The organism is Sorangium sp. So ce381 (genome assembly GCF_051473845.1).
Lineage (GTDB): Bacteria > Myxococcota_A > Polyangia > Polyangiales > Polyangiaceae > Sorangium > Sorangium atrum.
Window position 1 is genome coordinate 1,783,822 of sequence record NZ_CP150336.1, and the last position, 22,682, is coordinate 1,806,503.

The 22,682-nt window shown below is 71.8% G+C and carries 14 protein-coding genes and 1 tRNA gene; 9 read left to right on the plus strand and 6 right to left on the minus strand.

Features of this window, described 5'->3' with window-relative positions:
* Positions 1-547 precede the first annotated feature (547 nt).
* Together WMF29_RS06755 and WMF29_RS06760 are read left to right on the plus strand one after the other, a co-directional pair.
* Positions 548-2,689, plus strand: a complete 2,142-nt coding sequence (locus WMF29_RS06755) for a response regulator (protein WP_437328049.1) — start codon at positions 548-550, stop codon at positions 2,687-2,689.
* 805 nt (positions 2,690-3,494) lie between these two features.
* The gene (locus WMF29_RS06760) at positions 3,495-3,803 is read left to right on the plus strand and encodes a hypothetical protein (protein WP_437328050.1); all 309 of its coding nucleotides are present in this window, start codon (positions 3,495-3,497) and stop codon (positions 3,801-3,803) included.
* Between the two features lie 747 nt (positions 3,804-4,550).
* Here WMF29_RS06760 and WMF29_RS06765 read toward each other — a convergent pair.
* Positions 4,551-7,151 carry a GAF domain-containing protein gene (locus WMF29_RS06765; protein WP_437328051.1) on the minus strand — a complete coding sequence of 867 codons (2,601 nt, stop codon included), beginning with the start codon at positions 7,149-7,151 and terminating at the stop codon, positions 4,551-4,553.
* Between the two features lie 857 nt (positions 7,152-8,008).
* Here WMF29_RS06765 and WMF29_RS06770 point away from each other — a divergent pair.
* Positions 8,009-9,430: a hypothetical protein gene (locus WMF29_RS06770; protein WP_437328052.1), complete on the plus strand. Its 1,422-nt coding sequence runs from the start codon at positions 8,009-8,011 to the stop codon at positions 9,428-9,430.
* A gap of 79 nt (positions 9,431-9,509) precedes the next feature.
* Here the strand turns inward: WMF29_RS06770 and WMF29_RS06775 are convergent, their stop codons facing one another.
* Positions 9,510-9,995: a gluconokinase gene (locus tag WMF29_RS06775; RefSeq protein WP_437328053.1), complete on the minus strand. Its 486-nt coding sequence runs from the start codon at positions 9,993-9,995 to the stop codon at positions 9,510-9,512.
* A gap of 120 nt (positions 9,996-10,115) precedes the next feature.
* Between WMF29_RS06775 and WMF29_RS06780 the strand changes: the two genes are divergently transcribed.
* Positions 10,116-11,411 carry a serpin family protein gene (locus WMF29_RS06780; RefSeq protein WP_437328054.1) on the plus strand — a complete coding sequence of 432 codons (1,296 nt, stop codon included), beginning with the start codon at positions 10,116-10,118 and terminating at the stop codon, positions 11,409-11,411.
* 100 nt (positions 11,412-11,511) lie between these two features.
* Here WMF29_RS06780 and WMF29_RS06785 read toward each other — a convergent pair whose 3' ends face one another.
* Positions 11,512-12,174: a methyltransferase family protein gene (locus WMF29_RS06785; RefSeq protein ID WP_437328055.1), complete on the minus strand. Its 663-nt coding sequence runs from the start codon at positions 12,172-12,174 to the stop codon at positions 11,512-11,514.
* A 245-nt stretch (positions 12,175-12,419) separates the two neighbouring features.
* Positions 12,420-13,877 (minus strand): PLP-dependent aminotransferase family protein, encoded by a 1,458-nt coding sequence (locus WMF29_RS06790; protein WP_437328056.1) that lies wholly within the window; start codon positions 13,875-13,877, stop codon positions 12,420-12,422.
* Positions 13,878-13,968: 91 nt separating this feature from the next.
* Here WMF29_RS06790 and WMF29_RS06795 point away from each other — a divergent pair, with 91 nt between their 5' ends.
* Positions 13,969-15,003 (plus strand): GNAT family N-acetyltransferase, encoded by a 1,035-nt coding sequence (locus WMF29_RS06795; protein ID WP_437328057.1) that lies wholly within the window; start codon positions 13,969-13,971, stop codon positions 15,001-15,003.
* Between the two features lie 580 nt (positions 15,004-15,583).
* On the opposite strand, the gene WMF29_RS06800 is transcribed toward WMF29_RS06795, so the two are convergent.
* Positions 15,584-15,657, minus strand: a tRNA-Arg gene (locus WMF29_RS06800).
* 226 nt (positions 15,658-15,883) lie between these two features.
* Between WMF29_RS06800 and WMF29_RS06805 the strand changes: the two genes are divergently transcribed.
* Both WMF29_RS06805 and WMF29_RS06810 read left to right on the plus strand, forming a co-directional pair.
* On the plus strand, positions 15,884-17,524 hold the full coding sequence (locus WMF29_RS06805) for a L,D-transpeptidase (protein WP_437328058.1): 1,641 nt from the start codon (positions 15,884-15,886) through the stop codon (positions 17,522-17,524).
* Entirely contained in the window at positions 17,525-17,650 is a 126-nt protein-coding gene (locus tag WMF29_RS06810) for a hypothetical protein (RefSeq protein WP_437328059.1), read from the plus strand.
* Positions 17,651-17,716: 66 nt separating this feature from the next.
* Here the strand turns inward: WMF29_RS06810 and fusA are convergent, their stop codons facing one another.
* Complete coding sequence (fusA, locus tag WMF29_RS06815) at positions 17,717-19,828, minus strand: elongation factor G (RefSeq protein WP_437328060.1); 2,112 nt, start codon at positions 19,826-19,828, stop codon at positions 17,717-17,719.
* Between the two features lie 204 nt (positions 19,829-20,032).
* Between fusA and WMF29_RS06820 the strand changes: the two genes are divergently transcribed.
* Positions 20,033-20,380: a transcriptional regulator gene (locus WMF29_RS06820; protein ID WP_437328061.1), complete on the plus strand. Its 348-nt coding sequence runs from the start codon at positions 20,033-20,035 to the stop codon at positions 20,378-20,380.
* A 282-nt stretch (positions 20,381-20,662) separates the two neighbouring features.
* On the plus strand, positions 20,663-22,669 hold the full coding sequence (locus WMF29_RS06825; protein WP_437328062.1) for a protein kinase domain-containing protein: 2,007 nt from the start codon (positions 20,663-20,665) through the stop codon (positions 22,667-22,669).
* Positions 22,670-22,682 lie beyond the last annotated feature (13 nt).

Consider the following 22,682-nt stretch of genomic DNA (forward strand, 5'->3'; position numbering starts at 1 on the left):
TTCGAGGGATGGCGCTCGGTGGCGCCATGAATTCCTCTTTTCACGCTGGCGTGCTCCGGTGTAGGGTTTGCGTGCGGGAATCATGCAGCGGCGTCAGGTGCTCCCTTGTGGATACTGCAGGCGAGCCCTGGGTCGCAGGTAAGACAGCGCCTCGATTACGATACGGGCTCGTCGGCGCAGCGCAGGGAGGGGCTGGAATGGATCTACGGAGCGGCCATGCCGGGGGGCCAAGCGTTCCGGGGCTGAGCGTCGCCGCCGTGCGATCCGCGCGCCGGCGCCCCCGCGCAGGGCCGCCTGCGGGAAGGCCGTCCGGCGCCTGGGCGGTCGCCCCGGCGGGCGGGCGGGCGGGCTCACCCTCCGCCGTGGGCGTGGGCTGCATCCTCGCGGCGACGTGGTTTCCCCGAGCTTGCTCGTACGGAGCGCTGGAGCGGGCTGGAGCGGACGCGGCAGACGCCGCCCGAAAGCGGTGGACACAGCCCCATTCCTGAGGATGCTGCGAGGCTGGCCGCGGCGCTGACAACGGAGCAGGGGGGCAAGGAGACGCGGGATGAGGGCAGAAGTAGGCAGAGTCAACATCCTGATCGTTGACGACAGGCCTGAGCAGCTCCTCTCCCTGGAGGCGGTCCTCGCGCCGCTCGGCGAGAACCTCGTCAAGGCGGCGTCCGGGCGGGAAGCGCTTCGCCATCTCCTTCAGGAGGAGTTCGCGGTCATCCTCCTCGACATCAAGATGCCTGAGATAGATGGGTTCGAGACGGCGACGCTCATCCGCAAGCGGAGGAGCACGCTGCACACGCCGATCATCTTCCTGACGGCGCACACCGAGCGCGTCTATGTCGAGCGCAGCTATTCGCTTGGGGCGGTCGATTACATCATGACCCCGTTCGCCCCCGAGGTCCTCCGCACCAAGGTGTCTGTCTTCGTCGATCTCTTCAAGAAGACACAGAAGATCAAGCTCCAGGCGGAGTCGCTGCGCGCGCACGCGGAGCAGCTCCAGCGGCTCAACCGCGCCGCGCTCAGGATCAACTCGGCCCTGTCGCTCGACGCCATGGTCGCGGCGATCACGGAGGCGGCCCGCGACGTCGGCGGCGCCCATCAGGCGATGACGCTCGTGAAGCTGGAGCGACCCGGTGAGCGGGCGCGGACCGCGGTGTCGCTCTCGGAGCGGTACACGACGTTCCAGAAGGAGGCGCCTCCGCCGATCGCCGGCAAGCTGTGCGCGCTCGTCTGCGCCAGGAACAGGCCTCTCCGTTTGACGCAGCGAGAGCTCTCGCTGCACCCGGAGTGGCTGGACAACGGCGGGCAGCGGCCGCCGCCGCGGGGGTACCTCGCGGTGCCCCTCACCGCGGCCGACGGCCAGAACATCGGGAGCATCCAGCTCTCGGATCGGCACGACGGCGAGTTCTCCGACGACGACGAGACCGTCCTCGTGCAGCTCGCGCAGCTCGCTTCCATCGCCATCCAGAACTGCGTGCACGCCGAGGCGCGCGAGGCGAACCGCCTGAAGGACGAGTTCCTCGCCACGCTCTCCCACGAGCTGCGCAGCCCGCTCAACGCGATCCTCGGCTGGACGCACCTCCTGCGGTCCGAGCCGTTCGATGAGCAGCGGGTGTCCCATGGGCTCGAGGTGATCGAGCGCAACGTGGCCGCGCAGACGAAGCTCATCGAGGATCTCCTCGACGTCTCGCGGGTCACGACGGGCAAGCTGAGCATCAGCGCCGCGCCGATGGCGCTCGCGCCCGTCGTGGAGATTGCCATCGACGCGATCCGCCCCGCCGCCGAGGCGAAGGGGCTCACGATCGACGTCTCGCTCGACCCCGGCATCGAGGTGAACGGCGACGCGGATCGGCTGCAGCAGGTCGTCTCGAACCTCACGTCCAACGCGCTCAAGTTCACGCGTCCCGGGGACCATATCCTCGTCTCCCTCCGGCGGGCCGGCGCGACGGCGGAGCTCACGGTGCGCGACACGGGGGAGGGCATCGCGCCGGATTTCCTCCCGCTCGTCTTCGAGCGCTTCCGCCAGGCCGACAGCACGAGCCGCAGGACGCACGCGGGCCTCGGCATCGGGCTGTCCCTTGTGCGCCATATCGTCGAGATCCACGGCGGCTCGGTCGTGGCCGACAGCCCTGGGTTGCACAAGGGATCGACGTTCGTGATCCGGCTCCCGCTCCTCGGGGTCGAGCGCAGCTCGCTCCCGGCGCTGACGAGGGAGGCCCGGTCGCGCTCGCTCGTGTGCCCGGAGTCCGCGTCCAACCTCGGCGGGCTCCGCGTCCTGCTCGTCGAGGACGACGCGGACGCGAGGGAGCTCCTTCAGGAGGTGCTGTCCCAGCACCACGCCGAGGTGACGGCCGTGGCTTCGGCCCACGAGGCGCTCGCGGCGTTCTGCGTGGCTCTCCCGCACGTGCTCGTGAGCGATATCGCCATGCCGGGCGAGGACGGCTATGAGCTCATCCGCGCCATCCGGCGGCGCCCGCCGCAGGCCGGCGGCGATCTGCCCGCGCTGGCCCTGACGGCCTATGCTCGCAAGGAGGACCAGAAGCGCGCGCTCGACGCCGGCTTCCACATGCACGCCACGAAGCCGATCGAGCCCGCCGCCCTCGTGGCCGCCGTGGCCAGCCTCGCGGCCCGGGCCCGCGCCGGCGACCTCCCCTGCGCCCGGGACCGAGGATCGAGCGAGGAGATCAACCCGTGAGGATCGCGCGGAGGCGAGGGCGCTCGGGCGCTCCATAGCGGGGTGATCGCCGCCGGTCGGTCGGCGGGCGAGGCGCCGTGCGGTGAGTGAGCGCCTGTGAGCTTCCTTGACCGGGGGCGCCTTCGCGTTATCTATCGCTCGCACATCCCACCTGAGCTCGCCCGCTCCCGCGGCCCGGCCCGCGAGCGATATCGGGTCTCTCCCCAGCGGCCTGCGCTCATGAGCAGGGACGAGGAGCAAGGCCCGACGGGCATTGGGCCTGGGACTTGCAGCTCATGACGCGAACGTGTCCTCATGGCCAGACCGGGAGCCGACCCCCATCGGGGGCCAGACGAGTCGCGTCCGCGCTGCAGTCGGGCTCTGTTCGCCTGTTGCGAGGCGCCGCTCCTCCAGGTCGCTCACGCGAGCAGGCTTTGGCTCATGGGGCCCTCACCTCTGGAGGTCAATCCGCTATGGCGGAGGTGCCGTCAGGCACCGTCGTTCTTCACGCGCCACGTTCGCCCGCGCCCGCGTAGGCGAATGTGCTTGACCGGTGGGCGTTCGCAGGGGGGCACCCACATGCAACGATGATGCAGTGAGACAAAAAGCTTGCGTAATCCAGTATGGTGGCTTATTGTCCACCATAACGGAATCACCACGGAGTTGACACCGGGCCATCGCACGCGGCGTGCTCATAGCGCCTCTGGGGCGCACGTTTTGCGCGATTTTGCGTGGATTGAGTCGCTTGGCCGTGTGGAGCGGTGATCGGCGCGGGATTCTACCGAGTCATTCTTTGGGGGGGACAACCCAACGGAGAGAACGAACCATGAACGCTTCGAAGAGCATCTTTGCAAGCGCGCTGCTGCTAGGCGCGACCATGATGATGATCGGCGCCGGATGCGGCGATGACGAGGGGACCACCACCTCCTCCTCCACGACGACGAGCTCGGCGACGACTGGCAGTGGCGGCGCGGGCGGCACCGGCGGCGCGGGCGGCACCGGCGGCGCGGGTGAGGGCGGCGCGGGCGGCGCGGGCGAGGGCGGCGCAGGTGGCGCCGGCGGCGCGGGCGAGGGTGGAGCGGGCGGCGCGGGCGAGGGCGGCGCAGGTGGCGCCGGCGGCGCGGGCGGCGCCTGAGACGAGCGCGTCGATAGCGCCCATCCCTCGCCGAGCCCGCGGTTGGGCGGGCGGGGGATAGGCTGTTGGAGCGCCACTCATCACCTCCCGTCCCATGCGCCTTCGCGGCTGCATGGCGCGGTGTGGCTTTGTCCGGCGCTCTATCGTGATGCGCAGATTCGTGCGATGCTGGCTCAGCCTCCGAGCCGGCGCGCGAGGCGTACGAACGTGCGCTGAAGCGAGCCGAACGACGCGGATGAGCCCGTAGCGCACGAAGATACGCCCCGCTCTGGGCTCGGGAATCACGGGTGGGCTCGAAGACGGAAGATGCTTTGTGTCTTCCCTCCGTCCCGTGGTGTCCCGAGCATTTTGATTTCAGAACATGTGCCTGTCGCGCCGGCCTCAAGAGGCTATGTGCTGGGCGGCGTCTGCGCTGCTGCCGCGCGCTCTACCGCGCTGCCACGTGCCTTTCGCGCTGCAGCGTGCCTTGTTCGCGCGACTGCGCTCCCCTTCGCGCTCGCGCGCATCTCGGACGGAGCTCTGGCGCGCGGACGCGTGCACGCTATGCATGTTTTGCGGCCCCTCTGGTGCCGGCGTCATGGATTTTCCAGAGGGGATGTCCGATCCGCGATGTGAGCTTCGCCCACAGCGCCTCCTCAAGGCCGCGCCGAAGTCCTTCCTTCCTGGCGGGGAATCCTTGCTGAGCGAGTTCCTGGCGGGGAATCCTGTCGGGCAGGACGAGCCCGGATAAAGACATGCTTGCGGGAGCTAGCGCGCCTCGTTGCAGCGCCGCAGCTCGCTCGTGGGGCTAGCGTCGCGGTTGCAGGCGCGGAGCTCCTCGGTGAGGCGAGCGACCTCTTCTACGAGGGCCTCGTTGCAGCGACGGAGCTCGCGCGAGGTGCTCTGAGCGTCGCGGTAGCGCAGCGCGTTGTGCACGGCCACCGCCGCCTGCGACGCGAGGAGGCCGCAGAGCTCGACCTGGCCGGCGCGGAAGGCGCCAGCGTTCGCGCCGTTCTCCGCGTAGAGCACGCCCGTGAGGCGGCCCTGATGCGTCATGGCGAGGCACAGGATCGATCGAAGGCCGCCCTCGAGCAGGTAAGGGTCGTCCGCGAACCGCTCGTCCATGGCCGCGCTGGCGAGGGCGATCGGCTGCTGTGTCTGGGCGACGTGCTGGACGACGCTGGCGGCTAGATCGGCGGCCTCGAGCGGCGTCGCAGGTCCGACGCGGACCCCTCCGCGGTCGCCGTCGAGCTCGGCCTCGACGGTCAGCGCGCCGTCGCGCGCGAGGAGCAGCACGGCGCGCTGCGCCCCCGCGCTCTCGCTCAGGGCCCGGAGGAGCCGCTCGAAGAGGCGCTCCGGGACGAGCTCTCCGCAGATCGCGCGCGAGACGCGGAGGAGGGCGAACGCGTCGAGCGGCGTGGGGCGCTCCGTGCTCGCCGGGAGCGCGGACTCCGGCGGACGGCTCTGCTGCCCGAGGAGCGCGGCGCGCGCGACGAGGTGCGGGTATTTTCGCGACAGCTGTCGCGCTTTGGCCGCCGCGCCCCACCGCAGATAGCCCTCGTGGGCGTCGGCCATGTAGACGTGGGCGATCCTCTCCCTGCCGCTCGCCAGGTGGAACTTCGCGCAGAGCTCGCTGGCGAGCGCCTCGTCCCGGACGAAACCGTTCACCTTCGCCGACTCGATCGCTTGATCGTAGAGCTTCATCGCCGCGAGCTCCTCGCCGGCGGCGCGCGCGGACTCCGCGCGGAGGAGGAGGTGCTTGTGACGGTAGTTGTCCGGGCACCGCTCGGCCCACTCCGAGAACCGATCCCGGTAGCTCGCCACCGAGACGGTGCTCAGCTGCCGGCCGCGCGCCAGCGTGGGCGAGAGCAGCGTCAGGCAGGTGTAGAAGAACACCTCGGTCGCGAGGTGATCGTCGACGCCGCCCTGCATCCTCGCCTCGGCCAGCGAGCCCATCCGCAGCGCCCCCTCGTGATCCTCGTTCAGGAAGCAGATCTGCTGCCGCAGCGCGTAGTGGACGCGCGCGGCGGCGCCGTACGCCGGCGCCGAGAGCTTCGCTTCGTCCCCTGCGTCGTCGGGATCGCCGTGGCTGGGCGGGCGTGACGCGCCGGCGCGCGTCGCGTCCATCAGGTCGTCGAGCGCGCGGCGCACCCCGGCCAGCGCGAGGATGGAGAGCTCCTCCCGCGCGCGCCGCACGACGGAGAGGAACCCGTCGACCTCGGCCCGCACCGCCTCGCACTCGTCGCCGAGCCCGAATCGAACGAGCGCGGTGTGGACGCACGCCTGGGACAGGTAGGTGAGATCGCCCGTCCTGTGCCCCGCCTCGAGGGCGGCCTGGAAGAGATCGAGGCTCGAAAGGAGGTGATCGGTGAAGACGCTGATGTGGGCTCCGAGCACGACGCGCAGCCGGCAGGAGAGCTCGGGCTGTCCGGACCTCTCGTTCATCTCGATCGCGAGCTGCCCGAGCTCGTAGGCCTCGTCGTAGCGGCGGAGCACCCGCGCGGCGACCCAGGCGTAGGCCATGTAGCCGTACGAGGAAGCTCCGCCGTGGCCGCGCTCCAGCGACAGGTTGACCTGCCTGGCCGCGATGAACGTGCAGAGCGGCGGGTTCACCGTCGCGGCGGGGAGCATGAGGGCCATGAGGAGCCGGAGCGCCGCGCGGGTCCGGGCGTCCGACGCCTCGGGCTCGTCGAGCAGATCCTTGAGCCGGCGCGTGCCGAGCGCGACGCGCGCGGCCGCGAGCTCGGCGTCCGCGGCCGCCTTGCGCCCCGGCCCGTCCTCGGGGAGGGGGACGCCGAGCATCGCGAGGGCCGTCTTTCCGAGCGCCACCGCCTCATCGAGCCGGCCCTGGGTGGTGTACACGGCGATGCGCAGCTCGTACGCCCTGGCCCGCTCGAGATCGGAGCGCGCCTCCGCAGCGAGCACGTCGAGCAGCGACTCCGCGCGATCGAGCCGACCGCCGAGGTGCGCGCACTCGGCCGCCTCCGCATGCAGCGAGAAGGCAATCTCGTGGTCCCGCTTGAAGCTCCCGTCCGGCAGCGCCGCGATCCCGGCCTCGAAGAGATCGGCGGCCGCCGGGGTCGCGCCCCGCTCCCTCGCCTTGCGGCCTGCGGCGAGGTTCATCGCGGCGAGCGCCGCCCGCTCGCGCGGCTCTACGATCAAGGGCGCGCCGAGGTTCAGGTGGTGCGCGGCCTCGAAGAGCGCCTCGTCCGAGCGCTCGCGCTGCGATCGCGCCTCGGCCATGCGCCCGAGGCGCAGGTGGACCGCGCGCCGCTCCGCGTCAGGGAGGGCGGCGTAGGCGTCGATGTCGACCTTCAGCACCTGCGCACGCGGCGTGCGCTCGTCAGCGGGCTTGCAGAGCAACTTCATCGCCATCTCCGAGGCGATCGCGGGGGCGCCGGCGGCGAGGGCGAGGCTGGCGCGGGGGGGCCGCGCAGTCGCGCCTTCGCTCGCAGGGAGCTCCGTCGTGATCGTAGATGGGTGGGGGGTCATGGAGGGGCCGTCGCCCGTGGCTGCGGGCTCCTCCAGCGGGGATACGTCCGCCGGAGTCGGGTGGCAGCATCCTACCCTAAGTGGGCGCGGGTGCGCTACAGTGGTAGGCTCCCGTCTTCTCGTTCTGCGCGCGCGGCCAGCCACCCGCCGAGCCCGGACGAGGGCGGCCTCGGGGGCCGCGCGAGCGCCCCGCCCGCGGCTCGCGGTGCGCGGCTTCGACGCCCGCCCCGGCATCAGGGCTTCGCGCGCGAGCAGCCCGCCCCATCGCCTGCGCCTCGCCGGGGCCCGGCGGCGTTCAAGATGCCAGTCGCCCGCGCCTCGACGGCAGCGGCGGGCGGCTCGGCCAGATCTCGTGCGTCGATGATCTGGATTCGGAACATGCGGTGTCCATGGCGAGAGACGCTCTATCCACCTCTGTCGACGCGAGCGGGCCAGTGCGTGAATCGAACGTTCGCGCGGCCGGGGTCGAGTGGCCAGCTCTCCGGGGAGCGACGGTGTGGAGAGGGCATGAAGCGGCTCTGCACGAGCGCGTCCTGCCCCGGATGAGCCCGCATTCATCGAGAAAAGTTTGGATTTTTCAACTTCGCGAGAAGCTTGAAAGGCGCGGGCCATGGTCCGCATCCTGCAGTGTTTCCAGTGTGCCCGCGTCGAGGCGGGAGAGGAGATGCAGTATGTGGTCTGTCTTGAGAGCACTGAGCGCCCTCTGCGGCGTCATCTGCTGTGGAGCCGGGTGTATGTCCTCGGAGGCTGCGGACGCTGTCGCGGAGGGCGAGCCGGGAGGCGACAGCGGCGCTGCGATGCGGGCGAACGCGGAGCACGGCCCGCCTCCCGGGATGTGCGAGATGGGGGCAGTCGGCCCCGGGGGCGTGTGTCTGGGTGCCGCGGTCGCACCCGGCGGGCGGTCGGCCGGCGCGGCCGGGCTCGCCGACGGCGAGCGGGCCGAGCGCGCGTGTCGGCAGAGATCGTTCAGCCGGCAGTATCCTGGCAAGGGCGCGACCCTGCGCGGCTTCACGATCGACGGCGCCGGCCGCGCGTTGCTCGCGGGCTCCTTCGAAGGGGAGCTGACCTTCGGCAGCACCCGGCTGCGGAGCGCGGGCGCGACGGACGCCTTCGTGGCCGAGCTCGACGCGTGCGGCGCTCCCCTCTGGAGCAAGCAGTTCGGCGACGGCACGGCGCAGAGCGCCATCGACGTGGCCGCCAGCAGCGGGGGTCAGACGCTCGTGCTCGGCGATTTCTCCGGCACGATCCGCTTCGGCGCGCACCGGCTCACGGCGGCGTCGCCCTCGGGCGCGGACCTGTTCCTCGCGAAGCTCGGCCCGCGCGGCGCGGCGAGCTGGGCGGCGCAGATCTCCGCGGAGGAGGGCGCGATCCTGAGCGGCACGGCGCTCGCCGCCGATGGCCGCGGCGGAGCGCTCGTGCTCGGCAGGCTGGAGGGAGCCGCGAAGGTCGCCGGCGCGCGGATCGAGCGGCGGGCGATCGGCGCCTTCGTCGTCCGGCTCGACGCCTCGGGTCGCTTCGCGTGGGTCAGCCTGCCGCCGAGCGGCTCCGACAGCGATGAGATCGGCATCAAGGTCGACCGCGACGGGAACGCGATCCTCGCGAGCCAGGACGGGCGAGGCACGGCGACGTTCGTGACCAAGCTGGACCGGAACGGAGAGCTCCTGTGGCACAAGCGGTTCCGTGGCTCGCCGGATCAGCTTGAGGAGGCGTACGACCTCGCCGTGGATCCGGAAGGCGCCGCGTTGCTCTCCGGCCGCGGCGTCTTCGGCGAGCCCGATCTGCCGGGCGGCCCGCGGCCGTTCGTCGCCAAGATCGGCCCGGACGGCCGCGTGATCTGGGTGAAGCGCTTCGACGCGCGGAGCCCCCGCCGCGTCACCGCGAGCGGCGAGCGCGTGGTGCTGGCCGGCGACGCCCTGTGCGAGTCGGCGGGCGAGCCGGCGTCGTGCAGCGCGTGGGCGGCCGGGCTCAGCTCCAGCGGAGAGGAGCAGTGGACCCGGCGCATCGGCGCGGACGTCCACGTCTCCGGGCTGGAGATGGACCCGTGGGAGAGCCCGATGCTGGCCGGGTCCTTCCAGGGCACGATGGCGCTCGGGGGCGAACGCCTCTCCAGCGACCAGGGCGCGCTCTTCCTGACCCGCCTGCCGGACCCGGGCTGACGCGCGCGGGCGTTCGGCTCTCCCCGAGAGATCGCCTGGAAAGAGCCTGGCTTCGGCAGAAGGCGCGGCGCGGCCCGGCTCACACGCCGAGCGCGCGGCGGATGGCGGCGACGATGTCCTCGGGGGTGCCGCTGATGTCGACGCGGATCGCGTCCTCGGGCGGCTCCAGCGCGGCGAGCTGCGTCGCGAGGAGGCCGGCGGGCATGAAGTGATCCTTGCGCGCCGAGAGGCGCGCGGCGATCAGCGCGGGATCGCCGGTCAGGTGCACGAGGCGCATCCGCGCGGGGTCGACGAGCAGCTGCGCGCGGTACGCCGCCTTGAGCGCCGAGCAGGCGATCACGGCGCCGCGCCCCTCGTCGAGGAGCTGGCGGATGCGCGCGGTGAGCGCTGCGATCCACGGCGCGCGGTCCCGATCGTCCAGCGGCTTGCCGGAGCGCATCTTCTCGATGTTGGCGGCGGGGTGGAGGTCGTCCGCGTCGACGAGCTCCCATCCGAGCTCGCGCGCAAGGCGCGCCCCGACCGTCGTCTTCCCGGCGCCGCTCACGCCCATCACGAGCACGATCACGGGCGCCGCGCCTCTCCGAGGGCTGTCTCTCGCGCTCTCCGCATGGCGGGATCCATCCTATCATGGGCGGTTCGGCACGCCCCCTGCTGCGCCGGGCGCATGCGTAGTTCTCCGATCCCTGTGGTCCTGTTGTCATTTTCCCTCCTCTGCGCCGGTTGCTCCTCTGCCGGCGCAGAGCGGGAGCCGCAGCCCTCGCCGTCCGGGTGCGCCGATCCGGGCACCGCGGGCTGCGTCGTCGCCTCGGACAGGCAGCGGGCACGCGCACCTCGGGTATCGGAGGCCGACGCCAGGGAGCTCGCCCTCGGCAACACGGCGTTCGCGCTCGAGCTCTACCGTCGGATCGGCGCCGCGCCGGGCAACCTCTTCTGGTCGCCGTACAGCGTGTCGAGCGCGCTGGCGATGGCGTACGCTGGCGCGCGCGGGGAAACGGCCGAGCAGATGGCGCGCGCGCTGCGCTTCACGCTGCCGCAAGCGCGGCTCCACCCGGCGTTCAACGCGCTCGATCTGGCGCTCGCGCGCCGCGGCGAGGGCGCCGAGGGGCAGGACGGCAAGGGGTTCCGGCTCCACGTGGCCAACGCGATCTGGGGGCAGGTCGGCTCCGCGTTCGTGCCGTCGTTCCTCGACGTGCTGGCGGAGAGCTACGGGGCCGGGCTGCATGTCGTCGACTTCGTCCATGCGCCCGACGAGGCGCGGGGGATCATCAATGGCTGGGTGGCCGAGCGCACCGAGGACCGCATCGAGGACATCCTGCCCGAAGGCGCCCTCGGGCCCTCGACCCGGCTCGTGCTGACGAACGCCATCTACTTCAACGCTGCGTGGCAGTTTCCGTTCGAGGAGGAGGAGACGACCCCGGGGAGCTTCACGCTGGCGGACGGCTCCACGGTGTCCGTGCCGATGATGGCCAACCACGCGCAGGTCCGTTATGGCGAGGGCGACGGCTACGAGGCGCTGGAGCTGCCCTACGACGGCGGCGAGCTGTCGATGGTGCTCGTGCTCCCGTCGGAGCTCGGGACCTTCGAGGCGGGGCTCGATCAGGCGCGGCTGGATGGCGTCCTCGCCTCCCTCGGATCGCGGAGCGTCACGATGACGCTGCCGCGGTTCAAGATCGTCTCGACCCTGGATCTCGCCCCGCCGCTCGAGGAACTGGGGATGCCCGCCGCCTTCTCCGATGGCGCGGATTTTTCGGGGATCGACGGCCAGGGCGGCCTGTTCATCACCGATGTGCTCCACAAAGCGTTCGTCTCCGTGAACGAGGCGGGCACCGAGGCGGCGGCGGCGACGGCGGTGGTCATCGGCGAGACGTCGGCGCCCGAGCCTGTCACCATCCGCTTCGACCGCCCGTTCCTCTTCGTCATCCGGGATCGCGCGACGAGCGCGATCCTGTTCGTCGGCCGCGTGGCCGACCCATCCAGGTAGGAGCGCCGGGCCCGGGAGAGCGAGGCGTCCTGCGACAGGCGTGGCGTCCTGTCCCATGGCGGCGCGTGGCTGCCGCGGTGCGCGCCGCGCGAGAGCCCTCTCAGTAGAGGCGGGGGACGAGCCGCGCAGACGTCCGGCGCGCGTAGTCGTCGTATTCCGGGAAGGTGTCGCGCAGCACGCGCTCCTCGTATCCCATGCGGATGATCTGCAGGATCATCTCGACCGTGTAGATCAGGATCGCGGCCATGGACGGAAAGATCAAGATGATACCCGTCCCCTGGATCAAGGTGGCGAGATAGACCGGGTGGCGCACGAGCCGGTAGGGGCCGCCGGTGATGAGGCGTCGCGCCTCGGGCATGACGCTGAACGACTTGCCCAGCCACCCGATGCTGATCACGGCGAGCGCCATTCCAGCGATGATGAGCAGCGTGCCCGCCACCTGAAGACCGGGCATCGGCGGGGCCTTGGGCAGCCATGCGATGCTCGCCGGCAGCAGGCCGGCGGCGAGCGCGGTGATGCGAGGTACGACGCCGCTCAGCTTGCGTACAGGGCGGAGGCGAACGAGCGTGAACGCCGCGACGAGCAGCAGGTAGGCCTCGGTGGCCACGAGCGATGCCACCGTCGTCCCGTACGTGAGCCCCCTGGGCCCGCTCCAGAGAAACAGGTGAGCATGGATATCGCGCCCGACGAACAGGGCGTTATAAAGCATGAGGACGGCGAGCGGCAGCCGCATCGCGAGATCGTAGAGCACCGCGCCATTCATTTGTATTCCCCCTCACTTCGCATCGTGAGAGGGGGCGCGAGCGAGGTCAAGCCAGCAGGGCTATTGCTGCGTCGGATCCATCATCCATCTACCGCGGGCGCAGCGCGCTTCGACGAGGGTGGGGCCGCGGGACGATCGCGGTCTGTCGAAGACAGCGCCTGCGGGGGAAGAGGAGAGTTCAGCCGTATCGGAGCTTGAGGAGGAACACGGTATCCGGCGCTCAGCTGGTCCGTCCGCCTGGGCGCTCACAGCGCCTCGACCATCCTCTCCACCGCATCGCTGATCTCTCGCTCGTCCAGCGCCGCGAACCCGAGCCGCAGGAAGGGGCGCTTCTTGCCGTCGAACGCGAAGCGCCGCCCCGCCGAGAACGCCACCTTCCGCGCGAGCGCGCGCTCGGCCCAGGCGTCCGTGTCGATCGCGGCGTCCACCTTGGCCCACAGGGCCATACCGCCTGCTGGCACGGCGAAGTCGAGCGCGTCGGGGAGCCGTGCGCGCAGCGACGCGACGAGCAGATCGCGCCGCGCCCGGTAGGCGCGGCGCGCGCGCTGCGCGTGGCGCTGCACCTCGCCGTCCTCGAGGAGCTCGGCGACGGCGCGCTCCACGGCGTGATCGCCTTGCCGGTCGACGAAGGTGCGGTGGAGGGAGAGCCGCTCGATCAGCGGCTCCGGGGCGACCACGAAGCCGATCCGGAGCCCGGGGGCGAGGATCTTCGACAAGGTGCCGATGTAGACGACGACGCCGGCCGTGTCCGCGCTGGCGAGCGGCAGCACCGGGCGGCCGTCGTAGTGGAACTCGTGATCGTAGTCGTCCTCGAGGATCGCGATCCGGCGGGCCCGGCAGAGCTCGAGGAGCGCGATGCGCCTGCCGGGCGCGAGCACCGCGGTCGTGGGGTACTGGTGGTGCGGGGTGACGTAGACGGCGCGCAGGCGCTCTCGCTGGGCGAGCTCCGAGAGCGCGTCGACGGAGAGGCCCGCGGCGTCGACCGGCAGCGGGAGGAGCCGCGCGCCGGCGAGGCGGAGCGCCTCCCACGCGGGGCGGTAGCCGTAGGACTCGACGGCGACCGCGTCGCCCGGCGCGATCAGGGCGCGGGCGACGAGGTCGAGCGCCATCTGGCTGCCGCGCGTGACGAGGACCGACTCCGGCCCGGCGGCGAGGCCGCGCACCGCCGAGAGCATCGCGGCGAGGGCGGCGCGGAGGCGCTCGTCGCCGCGCGGATCGGCGTAGTCGAGCAGCCGGTGCGACCCGGCGTGCAGCGCGCGGCGGTAGGCGCGCGCGAGCGCCGCGGTCGGGACGAGGCGCATGTCGGGGAGGCCGCCGCTCATGCGGAGCGTGCCGGGCGGGATGATGGGCACGTGCCGGAGCGAGGTCGCGCCGAGGCCGAAGCCGAGGCGCGCCGGCACCTCTGCCCGCGCGGCGGCGCGCCGGGCGAAGCGGCGGGGCGACGGCGCTGGCAGCTCCGCCGAGACGAAGGTGCCGCGCGCGGCGCTGGCCTCGATCCAGCCCTCGGCGGCGAGCTCGCGGTACGCGGCGAGGACGGTGTTGCGATGGACCGACAGGGACCGCGCGAGCGCGCGGCTGCCCGGCAGCTCGGCGCCGGCGCGGAGCCGGCCGCGGCGGATGTCGTCCGCGAGGGCGCGCGCGATCTGCAGGAAGATCGGCTGTGGCGCGGCGGGATCGACGGCGAGGGCGAGCTCCCAGGGCATGCCAACTGGTCTAGCAGAAAACGTCGGACCGGATCTTTCGGGAGTACCAGGTGCGCGGCAACCTGGGGCCATGCGCAGGGAGATTTTTCGCATGGAGAGGGCGGAGGCCGAGGCGTTCCTCGGGCTCGCGGAGGTGGTCCACCTGGCGTCGACGACGGCGGAGGGCGAGCCGGTCTTGAGGACGGTGCACGGCGTCGTGGTCCGCGGCGCGATCGCGTTCCACGGCGCGCCCGTGGGCGAGAAGACCGAGGCCGTCGGCCGGCCCGCGGTGGTGTCGTGCGAGCAGGTCGTCGCGTCGATCCCGAGCTACTTCACCGATCCGGAGCGGGCGTGCCCGGCGACGACGCTCTACCGGAGCGCGCAGGCCCACGGGGTGATCGAGCGCGTGGACGATCCGGACCACAAGGCCGAGGTGCTGGAGGCGCTGATGCAGAAGTACCAGCCCGAGGGCGGGTACACGCCGCTCGACGCGTCGAGCCCGCTCTACCGCAAGGCGATCGCCGGGATCCTCGTGCTCGCGGTCCCGCTGTCGCGGCTCGACGGCAAGGCGAAGCTCTCGCAGAACCGGACGCCCGAGGAGCGGGCGCGGATCCTCACGAAGCTCTGGGAGCGGGGGGCGCCCGGCGATCCCGCGGCGATCGAGCTGCTCCGCGCCGCTTGCCCGGACACGCCGGCGCCCGAGTTCCTGCAGGCGCCGGCGGGCTGCGTGCTCTCGTGCGCGCTGGGCCCGCGCGATGTGGCGGAGGCGGTCGATCTGCTGGAGGGCGGCTACTGGAACCAGGGCGTGCCGCGCGAGGCGATCGGCCGGGCGCAGCTCGGCTCGTCGGCGTGGGTGGGCGCGCGCGACGCGGCGGGCCGGCTCGTGGCGACGGCGCGGGCGATCAGCGACGGGAGCAGGCGCGCGTGGGTGTACGACGTGATGGTCGCGCCCTCGCTGCGGGGCCGCGGCGTGGGCGAGGCGGTGGTGCGTCTGCTGCTCGGGCACCCGGCGGTCCGCGGCGCGAGCCACGTCCACCTGGGCACCCAGGACGCGCACACGTTCTACGCGAGGTTCGGGTTCCGCGACCGCGCGGAGCTGCCGCCGCGGCCGTTCACGTCGACGGAGATGCAGCTCATCCGTGCGTGAAGCGGCGGCCAGGCGTCAACGCGGCGCGGCCGCGCCGCTGCACCGCGGCGGCCCGCGAGACACACGGCACCTCCGACCCCGTTTTCGCCGGCGGAAGGCTAGTTCGCACCGATCGAGATGGCGTTGACCACCGAAGAAGGGTGTCCCCAAGAGATCCCAGATGAATGCCTGATCCGCCGCTGAGCACGGCTCAACTTCTGGGGCGACGAGGCTCGGAGCGCCTCGATTCTCGACGGTTACGAAGGTGAACTAGATACGAGCAGGGGATACCGTTCGATCGTGGGCACAAGGGGAGACAGCGTCGGGACTGGCCCTCTCGCCTGCACGAGCGACGATCCGCGCTCCCTTGATGAGCTGCGTATCTTGATTGGGGGCGTGCGGCCACGCCGTGGACTCGCTCGCCTCGTCGCGATTGCCGAGGAGTGGCCAGCCACCGTCGTCCTCGCCGGAGAGCCCCCTGACCGGAGGCCCCAAGAGCAGAGGACCGGACCACGCACCTCCCGCCATTGCGCTCGTGCGGACGCCCGCGCGAGATATGGCCGGCACAGCCGCGAAAGTTGCGGAAAGGCTGAGAACCCAGCGCGCCACAGTGGATTCGAACCACTGGCCTTCGGCTCCGGAGGCCGACGCTCTATCCAGCTGAGCTAGTGGCGCACTCTCGCGGGTTTCGCGAGGGGCCCCGAACCTACCCAAGACCTGGCTCTCGCGCAACCCCATTCCTGCACCTTCGCGCGCGTTGCCTCTCGCCGTCCCGTCGCCCACCGCTCACCGAGGGCCCGCGCCAGCCGGGAAGCGCCGCCGCCCGCCCGGCCGGCGGCGAGAGCCTCGCGCCATCCGCCAAAATTTGGCCACTGGCCCGTCTGTCCGGCATTCCCGGGGCATGGATGCCCGACAGCGAAGCTCCGCGATCCCGGCCCCGGCGCGCGGACCCCTCCCGCTCGCCCTGGCCGTCGCCGCCCTCGCCCTGCCGGTCCTGCCGGCCTGCAGCGGCGGGGAGAACGCCACGCCCGAGGGCATCATCAGCCTCTCCGCGGGCGCGGCCCAGAAGGCCGCCGAGAACGACCCCGCCACCCTGCCGCGCCCGGACGGGCCCCGCATCGGCGCCGTGCAGATGGTCGCGCCCATCTACGAGAAGGCGGACCGGCGCTCGGCCAAGCTCGGCTACCTCCGCGCGGGCGGGACGGCGCCCCGCGGGGAGAAGCCCGCCGCGTTCGACGACTGCCAGGGCGGCTACTACCGCGTGCTGCCCGCCGGGTACATGTGCGCGGACGGCGACGCCACGATCGACATGCAGCACCCGATCCTCCGGGCGCTCACGCGGCGGCCCGACCTGTCCAAGCCGATGCCGTACCCGTACGCGTTCGTCCGGGCCATCGCGCCGAACTACTACCGGATGCCGTCGACGAAGGAGCAGCTCCAGTACGAAATGAGCCTGGAGCGGCACCTCCGCAGCTACAAGAAGCTCAAGAAGAAGTGGGACGAGATCAAGGTCGGCGCCAACGACGTGCCGCTCGACGCGGCGGGCAACGCGGTGGCCGACCCGCCCGCAGAGCCGCCCGAGCTCGGCGACGGCGAGCTCTTCGGCGGCAACGGCGGCAACGGCGGCGACGAGATCCCGTGGTTCTTCAAGGGCGGGCGGCAGCTCCCGAACATCTCGTCGTTCAAGGTGCCGGGCTACGCGATCATCACCAACCGGATCGCGCGCAAGGCAGGGCTCGCCCTCATCGACACCTTCATGGGCGACGGTGGGCGGCGCTTCGCCATGACCACCGACGCGCGGCTCGTGCCCACCTCGAAGCTCAAGCCCGCCCGCGGCTCGACGTTCCACGGCGTCGACATGACCAAGGGGTGGGAGCTGCCGCTCGCGTTCGTGCACCGGCAGGACGCGAAGCGCTACGACATCTCCGGCGGCGAGATGGAGAAGGCGGGCGAGCTGCCCTGGCACACCGCCGTGCAGCTGACGGGGCGCTCGAAGAAGGTCGGCGGCGCCCGCCTCGTCGAGGCGAAGGACGGGACGTGGGTGCGCGACTCCGACGTCGCCATCGCGGTGAAGCCCTCGGAGCTGCCGTCGTTCGCGCAGGGGACCGTGAAGTGGATCGACATCTCGATCCTGAGCCAGACGCTCATCCTCTACGAGGGCAAGAAGCCCGTGTACGCCACCGCGGCGGCGACGGGCCGCGACGGGCTCGGCGACCCCAAGAAGACCTTCTCGACCGTGCGGGGGACGTTCCGGATCCGCGACAAACACGTCACGACGACCATGGACGCGCACGAGGTCGACAACAAGTTCGAGCTCCGCGACGTGCCGTGGGTGCAGTACTTCGAGGCCGGCTACGCGATCCACGCGGCGCCGTGGCACGACGACTACGGCAAGCCGCGCAGCCACGGGTGCATCAACCTGTCGCCGATCGACGCGCGCCGGGTGTTCCTCTGGACCGATCCCCCCGTGCCCGACGGGTGGCACGGGGTCAGCGCGGGGAAGGCCACGGGGGAAGGGACCATCGTCCACATCCATCCCTAGGTGGGCTCGTTCACCAACGTTTACGTGAACGTTTACGTGGTCGTGGTCGTGGTCGTGGTCGTGGTCGTTCACGGCCTATCGTTGACGACCACGACCACGACCACGACCACGAATACGACCACGTAAACGTTCGGATGTAGGAGAACGCGGGGCGAAGCTTCGTTCACGCCTACGCGGAGGAGGCGGCGGAGGTCAGTCCTCGTCGGCCTCGGCCTTGAAGCCGCTCTCCTTGATCACCTTGTCCTGCACCATCGGCGGGCAGACCTCCAGGTGCTCGACGTTCATCGTGAACGTCCCTTTGCCCTGGGTCATGCTCTTCAGCTTCGACTCGTACTCGAGCACCTCGGCGAGCGGGACGAACGCGTTCACGATCGTCTGGCTCTCGACCGAGTCCGTGCCGATGATCCTCCCGCGGCGGCTGTTGATGTCGCCGATGATGTCGCCCATCGCGACGCTCGGCACCGTCACCGAGAGCCGCACGATCGGCTCGAGCAGCACCGGCGCGCACTGCGCGGCGGCGGCCTTGAAGGCCTTGCTGCCCGCCATCTGGAACGCCGCGTCCGAGGAGTCGACGTCGTGGTACTTGCCGTCGAAGAGCCGCACCTTGACGTCGATCATCGGGTAGCCGGCCAGGACGCCCTTCGACATCGACTTGACGATGCCCTTCTCGACCGAGGGGATGAACTGCCGCGGCACGGCGCCGCCCACGACCGCGTCCTCGAAGACGAAGCCGCCGCCGCGCGGCAAAGGCTCCATGTCGATGTAACAGACGCCGAACTGGCCATGTCCGCCGGTCTGCTTCTTGTGCTTGCCCTCGATGTTCGTGGCCTTCTTCGAGATCGTCTCCTTGTAGGCGATGTGCGGCGGGCCGAGCCGACAGTCGACCCCGACGCGCCGGCGGATGCGCTCCACCGTGATCTCCAGGTGCAGGGCGCCGAGGCCCGAGACGACGAGCTCGCGGGTCGACGCGTCCTGGTGCACGCTGAGCCCCGGGTCCTCCTCGGTCAGCCGGTAGAGCGCGTTGCCGACCTTGTCCTCGCCGCCCTTGGCGTCGAACCGCACGCCGCGCGAGAAGAGGGCCGGCGGCAGCTCCGGCGCGGAGAGCAGGAACGCGTTCTTCTCGTCCGAGAGCGTGTGCCCGCTCAGCGTGGCCTTCAGCTTGTGCAGCGCCACGATGTCCCCGGCGCGCGCCTCGTCCACCTGCTTGTGGTCCTTGCCGACCACGCTGTGGATCTTGCCGAGCCGCTCCGAGCCGCCCGTGCTCGCGTTGAGCATCGTGGCGTCGGGCCGGAGCACGCCGGAGAGCACGCGCACGAACGAGGTGCGGCCGGCGTGCGGATCGATCGAGGTCTTGAAGACGAACGCCGCCGCCGGGGCCTCCGCCGACGACGGCCGCTCCGCGGCCTGCGGCGCGGCGCCGGGCTTGCCGCTCGGGACGACGCCGCTCCAGGCCGGGTGCTCGGTCGGCGGCGGCACGAGCTCGACGATGCCGTCGAGCAGCGCGGCGACGCCGCTCGGGCGGACCCCGGAGGCGAAATAGACCGGGATCAGCGTCCCCCGGCGGACCGCGGCGCGGAGCCCTTGGTCGAGCTCCTCCTGCGTGAGATCTCCCTCGGTCAGGTACCGCTCGGTGAGCTCGTCGTCGCTGCCGGCGACGTCGTCGACGAGCTTCCCCCGGGCCTTCTCGACGGCGCCCGCGGCGTCGGCCGGCACGGGAGAGCCCGTGGCCGCGGCGGGCGCCTCGGGCTTGTCGAGCCAGGCCTTCTTCGTCCGGATCGCGACGACCCCCCGGTGCTGGAGCCCCTCGCCGACGCGCTCCTCCATCACCGCGAGCGGCGCCTTGAGGCGCGCGCGGACCTCGGCGAGCACCTCGTCGGGGCGGGCGTTCTCGGCGTCGACCTTCGTCACGACGATCATGCACGGCAGCTTTGCGTCCCTCACCCAGCCGAAGACGCGCTCGGTGATCGGCTGCACGCCGTCCTTGCCGCTCACGACGAGGATGGCCGCGTCGACCGCCGCGAGGGCGAGCCGCGTCTCGGCGAGGAAGCTCCCCTCGCCCGGCGTGTCGACGAGGTTGACCTTCTTCCCCGCCCAGGAGAGGTGCGCGACGCTCGCCTCGAACGAGCAAACGTGCTCTTTTTCCTCGGCGGTCTCGTCGAGGACACTCGACTTGTCGTCCACCTTGCCGAGCTTGGCCGTCGCCTTGGCGACGTACAGCATGGCCTCGGCAAGCGATGTCTTCCCAGCCCCCTTGTGCCCGATGATTGCAACGTTCCTGATGTCCCCTGCCTCAGTCGTTGTCATCCCTCGTTCGTACCAATCCCCGTCGAGATCGAGAAGGCCGGCACGCGATTTTTGCGGCGCTTTCCTCGAGGCAGGAGGTCAGCGAAGCCGGGCAGCGCGTCGCTCACCCGAGCTCTGCCGCGACGCGCTGCGGCGTGCTCCGGCGATTTGCGCTTGTCCGGCGCTGCCTGAGTGGAGCGCTCGCCCGGGAGCTCGGCGCACGAAATGAGCACTCTCCGCCTCGCGCTCCAGATGGTCCTCGGTATCGCGCTGCCGTTCGCGCTGCAGCGCTGGGATCGACGGCGGCTCACGCCCGAGCAGCGGGAGGCTTGCTGGAACGGAGCGACCTGGGGCGCGGCCCTCTATGCGTTCGGCCCGCTGTCCATGCTCGGGTGGTGCTGGGTCACACGCGGCGTCCAGCACGGGCGGCCGGGGGCGCGTGGAACACGCGGAACAGCGCGCTTCCGCGCGCTGAAGGCGCTCGGGCTCGGCGCGGCGTCCGCCGTAGCGCTCGTCCTGATCCTGAGCGGCGTCGATTATCTGGTCGCGCTCGCATTGGGGCTCCCGCCGTGAGCCGCGTGGGTGGCACACGGCACGCATGGAAGCGGTCTCGATGGCTCGATGGCGCATGACAGTAGCCGCTGATGCCGCTCATGGAGATGGCTGCAGGCCGGCCGGCCGGCCAGCTGGCCGGCCAGCCAGCTGCTCCAAAATGCGTGAAGAACGGACATTTTCGTGCGCGGGTGTCACTAGACGACACGTCATGGACGCGATAGCAGCACTCTGAGTCTGCTATTCAGGGGACAGGCTTTTACTCTGTCCGCGAAGCTCGCGGACACACACCGAGGCAGTGCGTTGACGTCGCTGAAGCCCAGAGGAGAGGATCGCGCGGCCGCACGGGAGCGGACCGACGCGTGGACCGACGCTGAACGTGCGCCTCGGGCGGCCGAGGGCGGCCCGAGGTGGCAGGAGATCGTCGCCGGCAGGTACGCGGTGGAGACCCGGATCGGCGCCGGCGGCGTGGGGGTCGTCCAGCTCGCCACCGATCGCCTGTCGGGCCAGCGCGTCGCGCTCAAGCGCGTCGATCCGAGGCTCGTCGAGAACAGGCACGCCGTCGATCGGCTGCTCCGCGGCGCCCGCGCCGCGCGCGCGCTCAAGGGCAGGTACGTCGCGCGGATCCTCGACGTCGGGGTCGAAGGTGGCGCGCCGTTCGTGGTCAGCGAGTACCTGGAGGGCTCCGACGTCACGAGCTACCTGCGGCGCCGCGGGCCGATCCGGGTCAGGGAGGCGGTGAAGTACCTGCTGCAGATCTGCGAGGCGGTCGCCGAGGCGCACGGCCTCGGGATCCTCCACCGGGACATCAAGCCCGAGAACCTCTTTCTCAGCTTCGGCGACGGCGCCCCGAGCGTGAAGGTCCTCGACTTCGGGGTGTCGGCCGTCGCGTGCGGCGTCGAGAGCGAGGGGCCGAACGCCGCCTCGGGCGCCATGCGGACGTCGCTGCTCTTCATGGCGCCGGAGCAGATGCGGTCGGCGGGCGGCATCGACGAGCGCGCCGACATCTGGTCGATCGGCGCGGTCGCCTATGCGCTGCTCTGCGGGGCGAGCCCGTTCGAGGCGCCGACCGAGCTCGAGATCTGCACCAAGGTCCTGACCGAGCCGCCCGCGCCCTTCCCGGCGTGGGTCGAGCCCCCGGAGCTGCGGGCGCTCCTGCTGCGCTGCCTCGCCAAGGACCCCGAGGCGCGCCCCTCGGACGTCGCGAAGCTCGCGTTCGCGCTCGCGCGCTTCGGGGGCGAGGGCGCGGAGGACGCGGCCGAGCGCGTGTGGGAGGCGCTCCGGGCGGACGAGACCGTCCGCATGGCGACGCCTGCCCCGGCGCCGGTGGCGGACGAGTGGGAGGCCGACACGCTGGCCGACCTGCCGAGGATGTCGCCCGACGATCTCTTGAGCGACCTCGAGACGACGGCCAAGTGGGAAGCTCCCGGAGGCCCCCGTCTGTCCGACATCACGCTGGTGTCGCACGCGGGGGCGGCGTGGGACGGCGGCGATCAGCTCCGGGCGAGCCGGACTCCGCCCCCGCCGGTCCTGACGGTGAAACCGCCGGAGCGCCGCTCCGATCCCCAGGCGAGCGGGCCAGGGCAGCGGCCGACTGCCGAGGACACGCCGGTTCCGCTCGGCCGCAAGGTCGTGCACCGCGTCAGCGATGGCGCGGCGCCTCGCGTCACGCCGGCGCTCACGGTGCGCGCGCAGACCGAGACCGATGCGGAGCGGCTCACGGTGGTGCGCCGGGGGCCGTCGCCGTGGCCCCGACGGCTCGCGATCGCGTTCGCGCTGTTCGGGATGCTCGCGGGCATCGGCGGCGTGTGGCTCGTGCAGATGCGCACGCTCGACGGAGGTGGGAGCGCGCTTCCCGCGGCGAAGGGGCTGGCGAAGCGCGCGGTCCAGGAGGCGCGCTCGTCGGTGGTGGCAGGGCGGCCGAGCGCGGCCGTTCCTGCGGCGCCCGAGCTCCCGGCGGCCGAGCCCCCCGAGGCCGAGCTGGTTCCCGCGAGCGCCGCGGGCCCCGACAGCGAGGCGCCGCGGGTGGCGCAAGCGCGGGGGGCCCGGCTCGACGCGCGGCGCCCCGAGGTCATCTACGACGAGGTCGAGCGCGAGCGGCGTCGGCGGCGCGAGAAGCTCGAGCGCGAGCGGGCGTGGCGCGATGCGACCACCCGCGCGCGGCAAGAGCGCGACGCTTCCCGGCGCGAGCCGCCGCGGCCCGAGGAGGGCGCGCGTGAGCCGGCGCAGCCCGCCGAGGGCGCGCGCGAGCCGCAGCAGCCCGCGGAGGGCGACGGCGCGCAGCGACCCCAGGCGGGCGACGGCGGGTGACGTCCGCGGCCCG